General features: G+C 48.6%; 18 protein-coding genes. 10 read left to right on the top strand and 8 right to left on the bottom strand.

What is annotated here, in order from left to right; translation table 11 throughout:
* The first annotated feature begins 50 nt into the window (after positions 1-50).
* Both COW15_RS00890 and COW15_RS00885 read left to right on the top strand, forming a co-directional pair.
* Positions 51-935: a thioredoxin domain-containing protein gene (locus tag COW15_RS00890; protein ID WP_293628826.1), complete on the top strand. Its 885-nt coding sequence runs from the start codon at positions 51-53 to the stop codon at positions 933-935.
* A gap of 25 nt (positions 936-960) precedes the next feature.
* A complete protein-coding gene (locus tag COW15_RS00885; RefSeq protein ID WP_293628825.1) occupies positions 961-1,485 on the top strand; it encodes a protein disulfide oxidoreductase in 525 nt (174 codons plus the stop codon).
* Between the two features lie 48 nt (positions 1,486-1,533).
* Here COW15_RS00885 and COW15_RS00880 read toward each other — a convergent pair whose 3' ends face one another.
* Positions 1,534-2,103, bottom strand: a complete 570-nt coding sequence (locus tag COW15_RS00880; protein ID WP_293628824.1) for a TonB-dependent receptor — start codon at positions 2,101-2,103, stop codon at positions 1,534-1,536.
* A 208-nt stretch (positions 2,104-2,311) separates the two neighbouring features.
* Between COW15_RS00880 and COW15_RS00875 the strand changes: the two genes are divergently transcribed.
* A complete protein-coding gene (locus COW15_RS00875) occupies positions 2,312-3,577 on the top strand; it encodes a mechanosensitive ion channel domain-containing protein (protein ID WP_293628823.1) in 1,266 nt (421 codons plus the stop codon).
* A gap of 40 nt (positions 3,578-3,617) precedes the next feature.
* On the opposite strand, the gene COW15_RS00870 is transcribed toward COW15_RS00875, so the two are convergent.
* Positions 3,618-4,181, bottom strand: coding sequence for a lysophospholipid acyltransferase family protein (locus COW15_RS00870; RefSeq protein WP_293628822.1), 564 nt, complete (start codon positions 4,179-4,181; stop codon positions 3,618-3,620).
* Between the two features lie 147 nt (positions 4,182-4,328).
* Between COW15_RS00870 and COW15_RS00865 the strand changes: the two genes are divergently transcribed.
* On the top strand, positions 4,329-4,778 hold the full coding sequence (locus COW15_RS00865; protein WP_293628821.1) for a nuclear transport factor 2 family protein: 450 nt from the start codon (positions 4,329-4,331) through the stop codon (positions 4,776-4,778).
* Positions 4,779-4,787: 9 nt separating this feature from the next.
* Here COW15_RS00865 and COW15_RS00860 read toward each other — a convergent pair whose 3' ends face one another.
* Both COW15_RS00860 and COW15_RS00855 read right to left on the bottom strand, forming a co-directional pair.
* Complete coding sequence (locus COW15_RS00860; RefSeq protein WP_293628820.1) at positions 4,788-5,582, bottom strand: NRDE family protein; 795 nt, start codon at positions 5,580-5,582, stop codon at positions 4,788-4,790.
* Positions 5,583-5,644: 62 nt separating this feature from the next.
* Positions 5,645-7,258 carry a metal transporter gene (locus COW15_RS00855; RefSeq protein WP_293628938.1) on the bottom strand — a complete coding sequence of 538 codons (1,614 nt, stop codon included), beginning with the start codon at positions 7,256-7,258 and terminating at the stop codon, positions 5,645-5,647.
* A 296-nt stretch (positions 7,259-7,554) separates the two neighbouring features.
* Between COW15_RS00855 and COW15_RS00850 the strand changes: the two genes are divergently transcribed.
* Both COW15_RS00850 and COW15_RS00845 read left to right on the top strand, forming a co-directional pair.
* Positions 7,555-8,148: a YhgN family NAAT transporter gene (locus tag COW15_RS00850; RefSeq protein WP_293628818.1), complete on the top strand. Its 594-nt coding sequence runs from the start codon at positions 7,555-7,557 to the stop codon at positions 8,146-8,148.
* A gap of 471 nt (positions 8,149-8,619) precedes the next feature.
* Positions 8,620-11,424, top strand: coding sequence for an immune inhibitor A domain-containing protein (locus COW15_RS00845; RefSeq protein WP_293628816.1), 2,805 nt, complete (start codon positions 8,620-8,622; stop codon positions 11,422-11,424).
* 58 nt (positions 11,425-11,482) lie between these two features.
* On the opposite strand, the gene COW15_RS00840 is transcribed toward COW15_RS00845, so the two are convergent.
* A complete protein-coding gene (locus COW15_RS00840; protein WP_293628815.1) occupies positions 11,483-12,055 on the bottom strand; it encodes a chorismate lyase in 573 nt (190 codons plus the stop codon).
* 101 nt (positions 12,056-12,156) lie between these two features.
* Here COW15_RS00840 and COW15_RS00835 point away from each other — a divergent pair, with 101 nt between their 5' ends.
* Both COW15_RS00835 and rlmF read left to right on the top strand, forming a co-directional pair.
* Complete coding sequence (locus COW15_RS00835; RefSeq protein WP_293628814.1) at positions 12,157-12,573, top strand: flagellar basal body-associated protein FliL; 417 nt, start codon at positions 12,157-12,159, stop codon at positions 12,571-12,573.
* Positions 12,574-12,650: 77 nt separating this feature from the next.
* Positions 12,651-13,757, top strand: coding sequence for a 23S rRNA (adenine(1618)-N(6))-methyltransferase RlmF (gene rlmF, locus COW15_RS00830; RefSeq protein WP_293628812.1), 1,107 nt, complete (start codon positions 12,651-12,653; stop codon positions 13,755-13,757).
* A gap of 42 nt (positions 13,758-13,799) precedes the next feature.
* Here rlmF and COW15_RS00825 read toward each other — a convergent pair whose 3' ends face one another.
* Genes COW15_RS00825 through moeA form a run of 3 tightly spaced genes read right to left on the bottom strand, consistent with a single transcriptional unit; the run spans position 13,800 to position 16,136 of the window.
* A complete protein-coding gene (locus COW15_RS00825; protein ID WP_293628811.1) occupies positions 13,800-14,075 on the bottom strand; it encodes a DUF333 domain-containing protein in 276 nt (91 codons plus the stop codon).
* A gap of 36 nt (positions 14,076-14,111) precedes the next feature.
* Complete coding sequence (gene moeB / locus COW15_RS00820) at positions 14,112-14,873, bottom strand: molybdopterin-synthase adenylyltransferase MoeB (RefSeq protein WP_293628810.1); 762 nt, start codon at positions 14,871-14,873, stop codon at positions 14,112-14,114.
* Positions 14,874-14,882: 9 nt separating this feature from the next.
* The gene (moeA, locus tag COW15_RS00815; protein WP_293628808.1) at positions 14,883-16,136 is read right to left on the bottom strand and encodes a molybdopterin molybdotransferase MoeA; all 1,254 of its coding nucleotides are present in this window, start codon (positions 16,134-16,136) and stop codon (positions 14,883-14,885) included.
* A 326-nt stretch (positions 16,137-16,462) separates the two neighbouring features.
* Between moeA and ftnA the strand changes: the two genes are divergently transcribed.
* Complete coding sequence (ftnA, locus tag COW15_RS00810; RefSeq protein ID WP_293628806.1) at positions 16,463-16,999, top strand: non-heme ferritin; 537 nt, start codon at positions 16,463-16,465, stop codon at positions 16,997-16,999.
* A 124-nt stretch (positions 17,000-17,123) separates the two neighbouring features.
* Positions 17,124-18,053, top strand: a complete 930-nt coding sequence (locus COW15_RS00805) for a sodium:calcium antiporter (protein ID WP_293628805.1) — start codon at positions 17,124-17,126, stop codon at positions 18,051-18,053.
* The last annotated feature ends 29 nt before the right edge of the window (positions 18,054-18,082 follow it).

The raw sequence follows: 18,082 nt of genomic DNA, 5'->3' as shown, positions 1-18,082 counted from the left end.
CAAATATTCCGGTCAGGTTGAGTCCTGACCTAAGGCAATAAAAACGCATTATGAAACAGACAATTGAAGCGAAAGACGCAAATAAATCAATGCAGGACAATCGAGTCATTGGCGCCACAGTTATGTCAAAATTTAACTCTTTTTTAAAACATCATAAGTTGCAGATGTTTGCCGTATCGGGTGTGGCCATGGCCATGCTAGTGGTTTCCTTACCTTCGCTGACGACCTCTGCCTATGCCAAGGACAGTAGTTTATCGGCGGCGCAGCAGCAAGAAGTGCGAGCCATCATTAAAGATGCCTTGATTAATGATCCCGATCTTATGAGAGAGGCGATAATTGCGTGGCAAGCAAGGGAGCAAGAGGGCGCTAATACCGCCATGCAGGCGAGCTTAGCAACCCATCATCAAGCCATGTATGAAACCAAAAGCGATCCCTGGAAGGGCGCTGCGACACCTGAGATTGAGATGGTGTACTTCACCGATTTTAACTGCCCATACTGCAAGAAAATCGAGCCTTCGCTGAACCAACTGATTGAAGAATTTCCGCAGTTAAAAATCATAGTCAAAATGGTGCCGCTGCAGGGGGAAGGTTCCAAAATGGCGGTCGATTTTGCCCAAACGGTTTGGTTAAATGAGCCTGAAAAGTATCTCAAGGTGAAGGATATGTTGATGTCGAGTCCGCGTGGGCTCGATGCCGCCGCCATCGCTAAGGTCGCTAAACTGACGGCAACCGAGCGTTGGGTGGGTAACACGGATGAGCGTGTCGCTAAAATGGTTCATGACAATGTGAAATTAATGAATGAGCTAGGCATTGGTGGCACCCCAAGTATGATAGTGGCCGACACTGTTATTCCAGGATTAGTGCCTTACGAAGTGTTAAAAGAGCAGCTTGAAGCCGCGATTGCCGCTCAAGATAAGACCCAGAAGAGCAGTTAAGATGCAGCCAAAGGAAACTGAGAATATGAACGCCGAACAAGTTTCGATCTCTTTGCCTAAACGCATGTGGGGCTGGACTAAGCAGCTACTACTCTGGTTATTGTTAGCCCTAGTGGTAACCAGCGTGATGGATATTTGGCGTGGCAAAGATATCCCGCGGGATAATTTGCCGCCGCTACAGGGGATGACTTTGACTGGGGCTGAGGTTGATATCGCAAAACTTAGTCAAGATCAGGCTGTATTAGTGTACTTTTGGGGCACTTGGTGCCCTGTGTGTAATTATGTCAGCCCGGCGGTTAATCAAATGTCGGCCTATTACCCCGTGGTGACAGTTGCCATGGGTTCTGGTGAGGATGAGAAACTAAGAAAATATCTTCAACATCAAGGCTATGGCTTTGACACTATTAACGATAGTGACAGCAAGATTGCCCGTGATTGGTCATTGCAGGCGACGCCAACCATTATGATCTTTAAAGATGCCGAGTTAAAACACTACACGACGGGCTTTACGAGTCTGCCCGGCATGTGGTGGCGAATGCTCTTTAGTTAAACAGAATGTTGAAACCGAACGCAGTTTGCCGAATCCAATCACTTGGCACTAACCTGCGTAACCTATGCTAAATAACGCAGATTCAGTGCTGGAGTTATAGCCAGCACTGAGTATGAGATGTTCGGTGACACGGTATCTAATGCCTGCTTCTGCGCCCCATTGAGTGGTTTTATCTTCTTCCCACGTGGGTTTGCCATCGACAATTCTGGGGGAAATATTGTTGGTATAAGCTGTGGTGCTGATATAGGCACTGCCGCCCGCATAAAAGCTTAAGTCAGCCGTTAAACTGTAGCTTAAACCTAAGCGCCAGAGGCTTTCTTGGCGGTGGGACTGCGCTGGCTCTGGCACGGTAATGTCGGTTTCACGACTGCGAGCATAGCCTAGGTAATATCCCCATTGCTGGTAATTATTATCGAAATGATAGGGTGCTATTGTAATGCCGTAGAGATTATCCTCGCTGGGCACGTAGTCGAGCATCAGTGCGATATAAGGGGTGTTTTCAGTTTCATCCGACATAACAGATGGTTGCGAAGTGTTATATTCGGCCGCTTGAAGCGGTTGGCATAGACTCAGTAGTCCAATGCTAAGACAGGTTAGCGGGTATGAATAACGACACATGGGATAAGCTCCTTAGGATCAGATTGAAGATTGTTCATTTTCCTTTGTGTCAGGTCAATTCAAAATGATAAAATCTCTTTTAAAATAAGTGTTTGTAAATTTATTGTGTTTGGGTATCAGTATTTTTTAGGGTGATATTAACCGAGGTCAACTCGGCCGTTACCTTTGTATGGTTTTGTTGCGCTAGCGTTTAGGTTGGAGTGGAATTGTGGATCAGGAAATAAGACTCGAAATTTCGGCATGGTTAGCGGGCTTTGGGATTGATAGCCAACCCTCGGACGGCATATCGACCAGTGTGATGCTGCTGGCATGTGTACTGTTAGCGGCAATCGCGTACTTTATTATGCGTCGCGGGGTTATTCGCGCGGTGAATATGGTGATCCAACGTTCTAAGGTGACTTGGGACGATGTATTTATGCGCTATAGAGTGCTCGAAAAGCTCGCCATGTTAGTCCCGGCTATCGTGCTGAATTTATTGGTTCCTATCACATTAACTGAGCACCCAGTGCTGAGTAGTCTTGTCGATCGCCTACTGAGCATTTGGTTGGTGGTGCTGATGATCCGCGCTATTTACGCCGGCCTAGACGCGGTAAATGAAATTTCAGATATAAATTTAGTCAGCCGGCGTTTACCTGTGAAAAGCTTTGTGCAGCTCACTAAGTTATTCCTGTTCTTCGTGGGGCTTATCGTTTCGATTTCAGTGCTGGCCGCCCAATCTCCCGTGTACTTCCTCAGCGGCTTAGGGGTAGCGACGGGTTTTGTGATGTTAGTGTTTCGCGACACTATCTTAGGTTTTGTGGCGGGCATTCAGTTAGCGGCTAACCGTATGGTGAGTAAGGGCGACTGGATCCAGATGGACAAATACGGCGCCGACGGTGCGGTAGAAGAAGTCTCGCTGACCACAGTTAAAGTGCGTAACTGGGATAAAACCATCACTATGATCCCCGCCTATGCCTTAGTGTCGGATGCGTTCCGTAACTGGCGAGGCATGTCGGAGTCGGGTGGTCGCAGGATCAAACGTGCGGTGAATATCGATATCAACAGTATCAAGTTTCTGACTGAGGAAGAGCGAAATCGTCTCAGTAAAATCAACTGTTTGAAAGAATATTTCCCAGCAAAGATCAATGAGATCCGAGAGTCTAATGCTAAGATTTCCGATCTCGATATGATGGTTAACGGTCGCCATCTAACAAACGTGGGGACTTTTCGCGCTTACCTGCAGGAATATCTACAGCGTCACGATAAGGTGCACAAGGACATGACCTTAATGGTGCGTCAGCTCGCGCCAACGACCGAGGGGTTACCGATAGAGATTTATATCTTTACTAACGATACCCGCTGGGCATTTTATGAAGCGATACAAGCGGATATCTTCGATCATATCTTTGCGGTCTTGCCCGAGTTTGGCCTACAGGCTTTCCAAGCGCCCACGGGCAACGATATCCGCAGTTTAAAATCGGTTAAGATCGATTAATACCCTGGGATAAACATCAGGGCTAAAGGATATTGGACAGTTAGTGTTTTGCATCAGGGGCATAATCGGGGATAACTTTCGGATGACGGCCCTTAATGCTACGGTAAAAATGTAAAATCTCACCCATATCTTGGGCTATATCCCCACTGGGTTGCAGTGGGGTATGGATCACCACAGTGCGGCGGCTAAAGTCTAGGCCTACGGGAACAATCGGCACCCCAGCCTTATTAGCTATATGGTAGAAGCCACATTTCCAGCGCTTAACGGGACTGCGGGTTCCCTCGGGGGCTAACGCCAGCTTGTAATCGGGTTTTGACTCAAAAAGCTGTACGGCAGAATCGACTAAGTTGTTGTTTTTGCGCCTATCTACCGGACTACCACCTATGGCACGAAAGAACCAACCCCAAGGCGGAATAAATAACTGATGCTTACCGAGGAAGTGGATTCGAGTATTTAAAGCACCGCGGGCGAGGACGCCAATAATAAAATCCCAGTTACTGGTATGGGGCGCTACTATCACAATGTATTTCTTCAGTGCGGGCAGTCCCCCTTCAATCTGCCAACCCAAAATCTTCAGTAGCCAGTAACATAATCTTGTAAACATAGTTCAGTGCTCAGAGTCGAAAAATTAATAATATCATCAGCTTTTTTGAATTATAAATCGGCTTAGACAAGATAGTCTGTGCCGAATTCGCTATAGTACAGTTTAACCTGATTCTTGGGGAGCGATACTATGTTGCTGGAAAGAAGGATGTTGCAGAAAGGATGGATACAAAAATGCATTTTGCAGGGTTCCACTCTGTTATTACTACTACTGAGCTGTTATGCCAGTGCGGTACCTACGGATGAGATCACCCAAATGCTGAAGGGGCAGGAAGATGCGTGGAACCGCGGCGATCTCGATGCCTATATGCAAGGCTACTGGAAGAGTAGCCAGTTGCGATTTGTTTCTAATGGTAAATTTCGTTACGGCTGGGATGAAACCCTCGCCGCCTATAAGAAAAACTACCCGAACAAAGCCGCCTTAGGGGAGCTTAAGTTCACTATTGCAGAAATCAAAATGCTCAGCAATTATGCGGCCATGGTGGTGGGGCGTTGGGATTTACACCGTCAAAAGGATGCCCCGACAGGGGTGTTTACCCTCTTGGTGGAAAAAATTGATGACCGCTGGGTGATCACTATGGACCACAGTTCGGATTAACGGGCTAAATCAGGGTTGTGAACGTTTTGGTGCAACGGACGCTGTTGGCAGGGTAAAGTGAAAATCCTGCTGCCCGAGTCGCCGGCCTTTGCCATCGAACCTCACCTCGGTAAAGTGGATTGCGCCCAATGTATCTTCGAGCAAAATACTGGTGGAGCGGGTGCCATAGTCGGGGTGGCGAATATAAATTGCCGCTAAACGCCGCTCCCATTCGAGCCCTATACCCGTATTGGGTAGCTCACTGTCCAGGGGAAGGGAGTCGTCTTGCATCAGTTGGATCAGTGCCTGCACGTCCAATTGGCTCGCCTGCTTGATCAGGGTTTCTAGTGCCTGCTGTCCCTTGGCCATTTTAGGCCAAATATCATCGAGGGCACCATTGCTAATCGCATGGAAACCATCGGCTAATTTTACCGTTTCCCGCTTGATGCTGTTAAAACAATACAGATCAGTGCCTTGGCCAAAAACCAAATTAAAGGGTTGATAATCATCGCAATGTTCGGCGAGCCAGTTTGGACAAATCAAGGAGCCAGAACTCAATGCTTTAGTGATAAGCTCGCCGCGACTGCGCATGGCTTCTGGGTGCTTTTGTGGCATGCGCAAGTTGGTGACGCCCGCAACTTGGCCTTGCTTATTCACTCCAAACCAAGTGCCACCCGCCTGTAAATCCTTACCCGCGAGAATATTTTGCTCCGGCGGCCAAATATGCGCTGGCGCCGTTGGCCTATGGTGGAATTCATCGCGATTGGCGCAGATGATTAGGGGGTAGTGAGGATGAGCATTAAGGGCGACGAAGAGTATGCACATGATAGGCTAAATTAATTCAACGATAGAATTAACTTAGCCTGTCTAACCACAAATGAACAGTATTAGTGGTGGCTGTGTTTATCTGCTCGAGCCTGCTGCTCCTGTGCCGATGCTGGGGTCACATGATGGGAATGGGGGTGTTCATGGGCGTGATGGCCGTGGGAATGCCCATGTCCATGGGGAGCTGGTTTGACCAACATCAGGCGGCGTAAAAATTTACGGGGACCTAAGCGTAACAAACTCGCGGCAAAGAGTCCTGAGAGCATGAGTAATGCGACTAGATTGAGAGTTTCCGGCAATGTGATCAATGAGAACCACATAGGCAAACGCAGCGCCGCGACTAAAGCGACGCTAATGATCGTCAGCAGAATACCTCTCTGTGCCCATGTCATCAATTTGAGCTGGGCGATATTGAGCACAGGTGCGGCAATCAAAGGCAGCATGATGGCCACTGGACTCCAACCGCTGTAAGCGAGGGCGAGGGCGAGTACGGCGGCACCTAAGTTACAGAAGCGCATAGGTAAAAAGACTAACAATAACACTATGACCTGCAACATTGGATTGCTTAAGGGCACAGATGGGTGACCGATCAGATTAACCAACACTAGGCTGAGTAAAATCCAGGGTGCACTGCGGTCAACTAAATGGGCAAAACCAAAACGCAGGGCATGGCTGGGTAACTTAGTGTGCGGATCCGTGATTTCAACCCGATTGTGGCTCAAATAAGCACTCAGGATAAAAACCACCAGTAGCTGACATAGTGCCAACCAAGGACCAAGCAATAGCACAGTAATCACCAGCGCCTCTGGGCCCGCTAAGCGTTGGAACCAGCGTCGGAATAGGCTGCTGTCCTGTGGGGTTAATCCAAATTTAAAACGCAGTGTGGCGACGGCATAACTGAGCAAGAGTACGGGGGCTATGGTCATTAGCCAGCTCATTAATTGCTCTGTGCTGTGGTCGTGATGGGCATGCTCGTGGCCACCAGAGTCCATCAACAGCAGTGCCATTAACAACCCAATTCCTAATAAGCTGCCGATGCCAGCCTGATATTCGTACTGACCCTGCTTATCGGCATCGTGTTGGCCATGGGGTTGATGCAACACGACATGTAGAATCGAACCAGTGACAAAGGCCTGCAAATAGACGGTATTATCTAGGCTGAGTTGCGATAATAATTGTTCACCCGCAAAGTAACCCACGCCGGTGAGTAGCATCATGGCCGTGAGCACTAAACTTGCCCAACGGGTGCCGACCTGAGGTTTGAGCAGCCACCAAATGGCTAGGCCCACGGGAAGACGATGCAAAATCACCCCAAGGGCGAGTAGGCTAGAGTTTCCGTCCTGCTGGGCTAATACCATAGCCCCACCATCGGTGATGGTATGCAGTAATAGCCCACCAATCCCAAGGGATAGGGTGAGATTGTGGGTGATTTCAGAATAGCGATGGAATAAGCGTTCGCTGGCCGTCGGCCCCCATAAACCGAGTACGACAAAGACGATTGCCAGCAGGCCGCCATGTTCCAGTAGTTCCGGCAAAATATGGATCAGCACTAATCCGCCTAAGGAGACGAATATAAAGCCATCGAGCCCCTTCTGTAGCCCGCTGCCCGATGAAAAGTAGCGATAAAACAGTGGCCCGATTAAGAGTGCGATACAACTAGCAAGAAGATAGAGCATGGATTCCACGAATTTTGCTGAAAAAACGCCATAGTATACCAGTTGAAATTAAAATGAGCAGCGACTTACTGGCAATTTACCAAAGCAACCGTTTCCCTGTTATTTCGCTCGAAGAAATGAAGTTTGCGGTCAAAGGTTTAATCTTGCTGCGCCCTAAGCGTTCAGCGGGATGAAATTGACAATGGCGTTGTTGCTTGAGGCCATCATTAGGAATTTTATAGATAATTTTTCACATCTGTAACGCGAAAAAGTTATACAATATCGGCTCATATTGGCTTAGGCGTTGATAAAGTTAAATGGATATATTTTCTGCAGCGGTTATGTTGTTTCTGATTATGGATCCCCTCGGGAATTTACCTATTTTCGCGTCGATTTTACGGCATATCGATCCCAAGAAGCGCCGTAGGGTACTGATCCGTGAGTTACTCTTTGCATTAGTGATCATGCTTGCCTTTCTTTACGCGGGGGAGGCTATCTTAAGTTTCTTAAATCTGCGTTCCGAATCCGTGAGTATTGCGGGCGGCATCATTTTATTCCTGATTGCGATTCGGATGATTTTCCCCCAACCCGGTGGCGTAGTCGGTCTTGCCGCAGGTGAAGAACCGTTTATCGTCCCTATGGCGATCCCATTAATGGCGGGGCCATCGATCCTAGCTGCCTTGATCCTACTGGCACATACCGACAGCTCGCGCATGGGAGACTGGACCATAGCTTTGGTTTCGGCCTGGGGAGCGAGTGCGGTGATCCTGATGTTCTATAAGCTCTTTACCCGTATGTTGGGTGAAAAGGGGTTAACCGCCGTTGAACGTCTTATGGGTATGGTACTGGTGATGATATCGGTGCAAATGTTCCTCGATGGTGTTTCAAATTATATGAAAACCGCGGGATAACATGCCCCTAAATAGCCGTTTCGAATTGTAGATCACTTTATAGAGCGAGTAGGGTATCGGTAAGCAGACCCTCTGCGCCATGGATGGCGCGGTGGAGTCCTCAGGGAAGAGTGAATGGCGTGCCTGTGTGCGGTACCCTACGATGCAGCATAATTAGGAGCAGTTATTTAGTTAAAAACCGTATTAACTTAGCGTTAATGCGTTTTTTTTATGGCTGAACACCTGAACTGTGGTTATGGACGGTTAGCTGAATGGATGCTGACAAAATATAAAATCAACTCTGTAAAATAATAGTTCAAGTTGTTACTCATATGTGGTGCTGATAATGTTGGCTGCTCTTCCTGCCTAGGCTGGAAGAGTTAACTCAATCTTGCCGTATATAAAGGCGCACTTGTCTTATTACCAATGGGCACTAGCCTTAATGAGTTGCTTGGCCGAGGCGCATAAGTCGTTATGGAAGGAAAACTGAAGATGCAAACAATAAAAGCTATGACGGCATTTGGATTGATGCTGGCATTGATCAGCGGCGCGAGTATGGCTGCACCCCAGCAAACGCCAGCGGATGCGGGCGTTATCAATAAAGATCGTATTTTATATTGGCTGATTAAGCGGGGCGAAGTGTCAGCCGATGCGAGTGAGAGCATCAAGCAGGCCGCAGTTCAGGCTTATATTCAGCGAGCCATGGTCGCACAACCTAAGTTACCTCGCATTGAGGTTGAAGCCGAACATGCCCGCCAGCAAACAACCCAATCATCCCTGATGCTGCGTTCTCCAGCACAGCGTGCGTTGGCCGATGCCGATGTGACCAAAACCGTTAAAGTCTTAACAGTGCTGATTGATTTTCCGGACTTAAAATTTAATAACAATGGGTTAACGGCCAGTGATACCGACATGTATTACTCCAGCTATCCCACTGCACACTATAAAGGTTTACTCTTTTCAACGACGGGATTTGAAGGCCCACAGGGCCAGACACTGACTTCGGGATATCAGTATTATCAAGCGGTTTCGGGTAAGAGTTTCTTTTTCACTGGGGATGTAAAGGGTTGGTATAGCGCCAGTCAAAATGCCGAATACTATGGTGCCAATGATCCAGACACTGGCAGTGATACGCAAGTGACTGAACTGGTAAAGGAGGCGGTATCCCAAGCCGTTGCTAATATGTCGGAGACTGAGTTAGCAAGCTATGATGTTGAAGATCCGTATGATTTAAACAATAACGGCAATAAGAACGAGCCCGACGGTATTATCGACCATGTGATGATCTTCCACTCCAGCATAGGTGAAGAGGCCGGGGGCGGGAAATTAGGGGATAACGCCATCTGGTCCCATCGTTATTACGTTGACCAGAGTACTCAGGGTTACAGTATTCCGGGTTCAACCAAAAAACTCTTTGGTTATACCATTCAACCTATTGATGCGGCAGCGGGGGTTTGTACCCATGAGTTTGGCCATGATCTAGGCCTACCCGATGAGTACGACACTTCTGATACTGAGGGTAAAGACGGCTCGCCAGTGGGGCTCTGGTCATTAATGTCCGGTGGCAGTTGGGCAGGGACTATACCCGGTGCACAGCCCAGTGGATTTAGTCCCTATGCCCGTTCTTACCTGCAGGAAAAATATAAAGGCAAATGGCTCAATGAGCGTGAAATTGCCCTAGAGAGCATCCCTAACGCCGGAATGGAAATCACCCTAAATGAAGCGGTTAATCAAGAGGTTATTAACCAAATTGCGATTCCATTGCCCGCCGCGCCCATTCCCTTTAAGGCGCCCTTTCAGGGCAGTTATCAGTACTATTCTGGCCAAGGGGATATGCTGACTAATAGCATGAGCTTTACGACTACTCTGCCAGCCACTACCGATAAACTGACGCTTTCAATGCAGGCGAGTTGGGAAATTGAAACCGACTACGACTATATGCAGGTCAAAGTGAATGGTACGGCGATTGCGGGCAACTACACTAAGTCCAGCAACACGATTAACAGCGCCCGGCATATTATTACCGATAAATCATCGACTATTTCGACTGCGGTGGGCAGTGATGCTTGGGTCGCTTTGGAATATGACTTATCGAGTTATGCGGGCAAGGCCGTCACAGTCGAATTCAACTACATCACAGATGAAGCGGCAACCGAGTCGGGTATCACTATCGATAATATCAGCATCAAGCAAGGTGCAACTGAGCTGTATGACGATAATGCCGAAGTTGCGGGTAAAGCCACTCTGACAGGCTATAGTCGCATTACCAACACTCGCCCCGGCGCCGCATCCCGCTACCTCATTCAGTTACGCAGCCATAATGGCATTGATGCGGGACTGAAAGATGAGGGTTATGATCCCGGGGTATTACTGTGGTTAGAAGACTACGGTTACAGCGACAATAATGTTGTTGACCATGCAGGCCATAGCTTGATTGGAGTGGTTGATGCCGACCAAAATATGATAGGCACTCGCTCAACCGATGAGCAGATCCGCGATGCCGCCTTTAGCACGGTAAAACAAACCGCCTATGCTGGGGATAATCACCTGGCAGCCGTCACCTTATTCGATGACAGCTTAGATTACAGTGCGCCGCTGCAACCTCAGTCGGGGATGGTGTTACAAAAATTGGGGGTGACTATGGAAGTCTTATCCCAGGCGAGTAACAACAGCACCGCGGTGATCCGCTTAGCAAATGCCAATACCGATCCTGAGTTAACCCCATTAACAGCCGCGATTACCTTAGTGCAAACGGGTCAAACTGTGGCTGTCTCAGCGGTTGCCCAAGGGGGGGAAGGTGCTTACAGTTACGCGTGGGACTTCGGCGTTGCGGGGGCTTCAAGCACGCTTGCCTCAACGACTTACACTTATACCAATGGAGGCAATTACACTATCACGCTGACGGTCACAGATACTAAGGGTAACCAAGCCACAGCCACTCAAGCCCTAGTGATCACTCTGCCTCTTACGGTTAACTTTTCTCACACTGCTAATCAGTTGACTGTGAGTTTCACTAATACATCCGCGGGTGGTTCAGGCAACTTAACCTATGCATGGGATTTTGGTGATGGTTTAACTAGCTCAGCCGTCGCACCAAGCCACACCTATGCGAAAGCGGGAACCTATACGGTGACATTGAAGGTCACCGATGAACAGAATAGTCAGGCTAGCAGCAGTAAGACTATCACTGTGACCGCCCCCGTAACTCCGCCAGCGAAGGAAAGTTCAGGCGGGGGAAGTTTAGGATGGTTAAGTCTCGCATTCCTTGGCTTATTCGCTTGGCGTCGCCAGCATTAATGCAATTAAGTTGAGCCGATAAATATAAAATGCCTCTAAATAGAGGCATTTTTGTTTGTTAGCGTTTGTTGAGGGCTTCGATAGCTTGCACTGCCGCGGGCAGAAAAATCTCACTGACGATCATCTCGTCGTGGCCGTGGTGAAAATAACGCCGCCGCCCCCAAAGTTCATCCTCGACACTTTGATCTAAACTCGCGGCCAGTTGAGCTAGGCGGCTACAGGTTTCGAAGCGGGCGACTTCAATTCTGCCGGGAATAAAGTTATCTTGGCTGAACAGCAGTTCTCCCAGTGGGCGAGTGCCAAGACCAAGAAAATCTGCTTGTCGTTCAGATAGTAAGGTTTGTGGGATCAAGGTTCTGGCAAATACCCAAGGAATAGTGTCGAGGCAGAGTAAAACTTCACGGATCCAAACTAAACCCTGCTGGGGATATTCGCCTTCGAGTGGGGCGAGCTGGCCTTCTCCTAACACTTTAACCTCAAACTGGTTGCAGCAGGTTTTTAGTTTTTGTGTCAAGCTGCCCGGCGCGAGCAACCAATCTTTCAGGGGGGATTGGGGAAGTTTATCGGCACTATCGGCACAAAACCACTGAATAGATTCACCATAGGGGAAGCTTAAGCTGGTCACATTCATTAAATACTCGTTACAATATAAGCAAACGTCGGCAGTCTAGCAGATAGATTGGGAAGTTTCTTCCATCGACCATTATTGTTTTTAGGGAGCCGCAAGCCGCTATGAAAAAAATATTATCAGCCTGCCTGATTTTGCTCAATTTTGCCTTTAATGCTTATGCGGCCGACGAAAAAGAAGCGCCGCCCGCAACACAGAGTGAATATGCCTATTACGGCTTCGAGCCCGAGATAGTGACTAACTATATTTCGAACCGCAAAAAGCTTGGCTTTGTGAAGATCAGCGTCGAATTAATGGTGAAGGATCCCGATGATCTCATCATTGTTGAGCGCCACGACCCGTTGCTGCGCGCCGCGATCATTGAGGTATTGGGCAACCAATCGGAAGAAAAGATTAAATCGCTCACCGGCCGTGAAGAAATTCGACGCGAGTGTTTCGATATGGTCAATAGTTTAATTACCAAAGAAGCGGGTAAACCTTTGATCGTGAATCTACTCTTTACCTCTTATCTGTACGATTAACTCGCGCAACTATTTTACCGGAGGCCGACGCATGTTGGCCCGCTGCGCTAGCAGAACCCCTATACACTAGAGCCGCTATGTCAAAACCTGCCGTTAAATCCACTCTCAAACCCAGTACCGCATCTCGGGGTAAAGTACACAGGCGGCCAAATGTTGAGCGAGTGGCGCCAGAGAGCCACCCCGTGGAGAAGCAAAAGGTGATAACCACTGCGGACAGGGGGCGCAATCCGTTAAAAAAGGCCCTGCATCCACGCAATGTTCACCTTAAGGGTTATGATTTTTCTGCGTTAGTCACGGCATTACCTAAGCTTAAAGCCTTTGTTCGCCCGACGCCCTACGGTGCTTTATCCATAGATTTTGCCGATCCACTGGCGGTGAAAACCCTCAATGCTGCCCTGCTTAAGCATCACTATGGTGTTGAATATTGGGATATTCCTAAGGGTGCGCTTTGTCCGCCTATTCCCGGTCGCGTCGATTATTTGCATTACTTGGCAGATCTTTTAGCCGAAGGCGATAAGTCATGGGCTCTGGGTAACGCTAGGGTGTTAGATATAGGTACTGGCGCGAATGGCATCTATCCCATATTGGGCAGTCAAGTGTACGGTTGGCAGTTTGTCGCCTCGGATATCAATGCCCATTCACTCGCCAATGTGCGGCGCATTATCGAGCAAAACCCAGTGCTGCAGGGGCGGATAAGTTTACGATTACAACTAGATGAACAGGCGGTGTTTAAGGGGATCATCGAGGCCGATGATCGCTTCGAGCTGACCCTGTGCAATCCTCCTTTTCATGCATCGCTTGCCGAGGCCAGCGAAGGCTCTTTGCGTAAGGTGCGCAATCTTGCTGCGAACCGAGGGGGAAAGGCTCCGCTTGCAAGTGCTAAGCTGAATTTCGGTGGTCAGGCGGCGGAACTTTGGTGCCAAGGTGGCGAGCAACAATTTTTGGCAACCATGATCCGTGAAAGTCAGATGTTTGCAGATCAATGCCTGTGGTTCACTAGCCTAGTGTCGAAAAAGGAAAACCTGAAACCTTGTTATCAGGCGTTGGCAAAGCTTGGAGTCGATACAGTGAAGACGATTGAGATGCAGCAGGGCAATAAAATTACCCGCGTGCTGGCGTGGAGTTTCCATTCAGCGGCGAAACGTTTGCAGTGGCGCAGTGGGAGATTGAAATCGTCTAAATAAAACAGGCGCATAGTGCGCCTGTTTGCTCAATAATTAAAGTGATTACCGCGCTTTATCTTGGGGATGATCGCGGCGAAATAGTACCCATTCTTCGATTTTTTCACCATTGGGCAGGGTACACATGCCTTGCTCACCTTCTACATTTTTCTGTATTTCCAAGGTGCCGCCAAGGGACACACAATATTCGGATGCTGGATTAGCAAGTTGCACTTTTGCCTCGGTTTGAGTGTTTGCTGTCTGTTCGGTTTTATCCCCACAGCCTGCTAATAAGCTGCTGCAAATGAATAGACTGAGTAGAATGGGGGAAGCTAATTTCATGCTATTTCCTATGGATTGATGTGCTTATTCATGCTCTTACTGACCACAAACCGAGCAATTGGGCTGCTTAGGTAATTTCATCTCGCGAAATTCCATCGTCATCGCATCGATCATCAAAATACGCCCGGCGAGGGGTTTACCCATACCCGTGATGACTTTGATGGTTTCTACTGCTTGCAAACAACCGACCATGCCCACGACGGGGGCGAGAATACCCGATTCGACACAACTGAGCTGTTGTTCACCAAATAACGAACTAAAGCAATGATAACAAGGGGTTTGCTCTTGATAGTCAAATACTGTGACCATGCCCTCCATACGGATGGCGGCGGCGGAAATGAGGGGTACTCTATGCCTAAAACAGCTGAGATTGAGTTGCTCACGCACGCTGATATTATCGGTACAATCGACGACTATGCTGTGGCTGGCAACTAAGGCTTCAATTTCATGATCATCCAATACTGCATTGATTATATTGATTTTTACATGGGGATTAAGTTGGTTTAGGCTCTGTTTTGCCGATTCGACCTTAGCTTGGCCAATATTAGCATCCTGATGCAGTACTTGGCGCTGTAGATTGGAGAGTTCGACCGTATCGAAATCCACTAGGGTCAGTTCGCCAACGCCCGCAACGGTTAGGTATTGTCCCGCGGCGCAGCCTAGGCCACCAGCACCGATCATCAGGACCTTGGCGAGTTTTAAGCGTTCTTGGCCGTCGATATCCATGGATTTGATGGATATCTGGCGGCTGTAGCGGGTGAGTTCGCTGTCGCTAAGGATGTCTACTTGTTCGTTCATGAAGAGGCCTTAGCAGAGTACGCTGTTAAAGGGTTCAACCGTGACTTTAGTGCCCGCCGGCGCGTCGCCCTGGTACTGTTCCAATAGCACAAAACAGTTTGCCAGACTCATAGAGGTTAACATGCCCGAACCTTGGCTGCCTGTGATGGCCACTTCGAGTTCACCCTGGGGATTACGGCTTAAAATCCCCCGTTGATATTCGACGCGGCCCGGTTGTTTACGCACAGGCGTGGTGAGAGTGGCATCTAACATCAAAGGCTCTACTGGTGTTAAACCTTGCATCTTGTTCAATATTGGCCAAACGAGTTTATAAAAAGTCACCATGGAAGAGACGGGATTGCCCGGTAAGCCACAGAATATCGCCTGACCAATCCGCCCCATGGCGAAGGGTTTACCCGGTTTAATCGCGAGCTTCCAGAAGGTGATTTGCCCTTCTTCATCGAGAATTTGCTTGGTGAAATCTGCCTCACCGACCGAGACCCCGCCGGAGGTTAGCACTAAATCCGACTGGCTGGCGGCATGGCGAAATGCGTGGCGAATCGCCTCGGGATCGTCGGCAATCACCCCTAAATCCAGCCATTCCACATTGGCGCGGCTGAGTAAGCCTTGGATGGAATAACGGTTTGAATCATAAATCTGCCCCGGTGCTAATTCGCTACCAACCGGGCGTAGTTCATCCCCAGTAGAGAAAAACGCCACTTTAAGTTGGCGGTAAACCCTGACTTGGCTGACGCCTATGGTGGCTAATACACCCAGTTCGGCGGCACCGATTTGGATCCCTGCATTGAGGACTTGGGTGCCTTGGGTGAGTTCTTCACCACGGCAACGCACGTTTGCACCTTTGCCCTTGGGGTGATTGATAAGAATAGATTCACCCTGGACTTGGGTCTCTTCCTGCATTTGCACTGTGTCATAACCTGCAGGAACCGGGGCCCCCGTCATGATCCGTATGCAGCTATTCGCTTGGGCTTCACCTTGGAACCCATGCCCCGCGAAGGAGCTGCCGATAAGGCGTAGAGCCGTTTGCTCTGTCTGTTGCTGTAAGTCGGCGAAACGGAAGGCATAGCCGTCCATCGATGAGTTATCGAAGGGCGGCAGATCGATACAAGAGGCCAAATTTTCTGCTAAAACGCGGCCAAGCGCGTGGGGAAGTGTAACGACTTCGGTGTCTGACACTGGGCTAACCTGTTCAAGCAAAAGAGGAATGGCTTGGTCGGGATGCATTAAGCTAGGTTGCGAACAAGGATCGGCTTTCACGGACATCGGGTCTTCCTTATATGCTGTGAGTTGTATGGCAACATTGGGCTTATTATGCCACGGTGATCGGGGATGGCCATGATCTGCATGCGAGTTTCTGTGATTGGCAATCCGTTTTTTACTGCCACAGTGTAAGAAAGTGGGCGCTTTATGTTGAATAGCCTTAACATAAAATCTCAAACTTAAACGCGAGTCGATGAACAAATGAAAATCATTTTTATCAAATAATCATTAAGTTAGCTAAATGTTCAAAGGTAAATTTTATTGCTTTTCCTGCCCCCCTTAATGACAATGGACCAAGATTTCAGTTCGAATGCCAAAGAGGATTTACTATGCTGTCAGCAACCATGATCGAAAAGTTGAATGAACAAATTAATATGGAGTTCTTCTCCTCTAATTTATACCTGCAAATGAGCGCATGGTGTGAAGATCAAGGCTTTGAAGGCGCAGCAAAATTTATGCGCGAACATGCGGATGAAGAAATGGGCCATATGCGTCGTTTGTTCACCTATGTGAGCGAAACCGGTGGTCTGCCATTATTAGGCGCGATTGAGGCGCCGCAGTCACAGTTTTCATCCTTGCTCGCCTTGTTCGAGTTGACCTATGAGCACGAGCAGTTAATCACTCGCCAAATTAATGCCCTAGCCCATACCGCATTTTCTAATCAAGATTATTCCACCTTCAACTTCCTGCAATGGTATGTGGCCGAGCAGCATGAAGAAGAAAAGCTGTTTAAGTCGATTGTCGATAAGATCCGTTTAGTAGGTGAAGACGGTAAAGCCTTGTTCTTTATTGATAAAGATCTGGTTAAATTGGCTTCTAAGGGCGGTGAGAGCATTATGAACCCCCAGAGCCAGCCACAGGCTTAGCTTTTACCAATCCGATAAAAAAGCAGCCTAGGCTGCTTTTTTATGGCGAGCTGTTTGCTATTTTGAACCAATAAACAGAAGTCTGTGCAAAACTTGAAGAGCTGCTAACACCACTAGGGTTGCAATGAGCGATTACGCGGTTTTGATTTTGGGCCTTGTGTGCGCCGCCATCGGTGGGGAGCTTTTTGTGCGCGGTACGGTTGGTCTCGCCCATTGGGCGCGCATTTCTCCTGGTATTATCGGTGTCACTGTTGCCGCATTCGCCACATCAAGCCCTGAGTTGTCGGTCTCAATCAATGCCGCTCTGGCAGGGACACCCCAAATCGCTCTTGGAGATGCCCTCGGAAGTAACGTAGTCAATGTGGCACTGATTCTTGCCCTTGCGCTGGTCATTTCTGGTATCCAAAGTCCCCGTGACAGTGTAAAGCGGGATTTTCCTGTGGCATTGTTGATCCCCATCATTACGGCGGTTCTATTTCTTGATGGTGAGCTTTCCAGAATCGATGGTTTTTTGCTGTTAAGTATGTTCCTCGCTTGGTTGGTAATGACCATTATCGAAGCACGAAAACAACGAAGCGCTGTGGGAGAAGTTCTTGGGGAACATGGGGGATGGCGGGTTGTTCTTTCATGCGTAGTTGGCCTTGCCTTTCTTATTACTGCCGGTAACCTCATTGTGGCTGGCGCAAGGGGCATTGCTATCGCCTTTAGTCTCGATGAATTTATTATCGGGGCCACTATTGTGGCGGTGGGTACGTCCGTACCTGAACTCGCGACAACTGTCATTGCCAAGTTGCGCGGGCATGACGAGATTGGCTTGGGAACAATTCTTGGCAGCAATATTCTCAATGGCATTTTGGTTATCGCAATTGCGGCCATCATCCATCCCATAACGGTTGCATGGCGTGAAGTCGCGATGACATTGATGTTCGGTTTCATGGCCGTGGTGTTCACTTACCCTACACGTACAGGTGTTATTGAACGCAGGCGAGGTGTTTTGTTGCTGGTGTTGTATGGGGCTTATCTCGTGACTATTCTTCAAGGGCAAGCAACCTAACAGCTTAGAATTGGTCGAGTAAAGTCTAA

This window comes from Shewanella sp. CG12_big_fil_rev_8_21_14_0_65_47_15 (genome assembly GCF_002783505.1).
Classification (GTDB): Bacteria; Pseudomonadota; Gammaproteobacteria; order Enterobacterales; family Shewanellaceae; genus Shewanella.
Note: the sequence above shows the minus strand (reverse complement) of the source record. Positions and strands in the feature narration are given on the sequence as shown.